At 70.1% G+C, this 1,083-nt stretch carries 1 protein-coding gene; it reads left to right on the top strand.

What is annotated here, in order from left to right:
• Positions 1 to 1,083 (top strand): hypothetical protein (locus tag ABZ454_RS38955; protein ID WP_359544154.1); only part of this gene is annotated, 1,083 nt, incomplete at both ends.

The following is a 1,083-nucleotide window of genomic DNA, read 5'->3' as shown; positions in this document are numbered from 1 at the left end:
CCCAGATGGCAGGCCCCAAGGCCGCCGGCACCGCCGACGGTTCTACTCAGCACACCCCGAACCAGGCCGAGATGGCCACCGAGCAGGCCGTCGCGAACGCGGTCGCCTCCCTCACTCCCGAGCAGTTCATGCAGGCGCTCAACCTGATGCAGGCGCGGCACGACGAGGAACAGCGCGCATCCCATGCGGCCGCCCGGGTCACGGCGCTCGACGAGGGGCACACCACCCCCCTCCCCGACACTCAGTTGAAGGCGCTGGAGAGGCTGCGGGCGCCGTTCGACGCCGACTTGATCTCGAAGCGGCCTCAGCCGTGGTGCAAGGCGTGCAACGCGTCGGAGACCCGGAACTGCAAGAGCCACGCAAAGATCAATTGCGGGAAGTGCGGCACGTGGATTACCGAGGCGCACTCCGACCTCGACTATGTCGGACACGCCGGGATCACCGATCGCCTCCTGTCCGTCGACCCGACTTGGGACTGGGAGCCGCTGAGCGTCGACGCGAACGGCCTGCCGTTCTTCGACCAGTTCGGCGGGCTGTGGATCAAGCTCACGGTGTGCGGGATGACCCGCAAGGGCTACGGCGATGCCGTCGGGAAGAAGGCCAGCCCGACCGCCGTGAAGGAGGCCATCGGCGACGCCATCCGTAACGCCGCCATGCGGTTCGGGATGGCCCTGGACCTGTGGTCAAAGGCCGACCTGCACAAGGAGTCCGAGCCGGAACCGCACCCGGCGGAGCCGTTCCTCGAGCGCATCAACAACGGCCGTATCTGGTCGTCCACGGAGTGGCTGACCGGCGTCCGCCGCGAGGCCGACGAGGCCGGGCAGCTCGACTACCAGGTGCCCGGCGCCGCCGGCGCGACCCTCGGCAAGATCATCGACGGGCGCCTCGAACATCTCGCCGAGTCCGCCCGCATCGAGGCGGAGGAACGCCTGAACCGGGAGGAGAAGCGGAAGGCCGCGGCCGCCCAGGTCGCCGCCGAGCACGGGGCGGCCCAGCGGAACGCCGGCGCACCGCCGGCCACGCCCGCCGCTCCGCCGATCACCGAGGCGGAGATCCGCAGCGTGGCCAATTCGATCTGGCTCG

This window comes from Streptomyces sp. NPDC005803, from assembly GCF_040630435.1.
GTDB lineage: Bacteria > Actinomycetota > Actinomycetes > Streptomycetales > Streptomycetaceae > Streptomyces.
The sequence above is the reverse complement of the archived record's forward strand: the minus strand, read 5'-3'. Positions and strand labels throughout refer to the sequence as shown.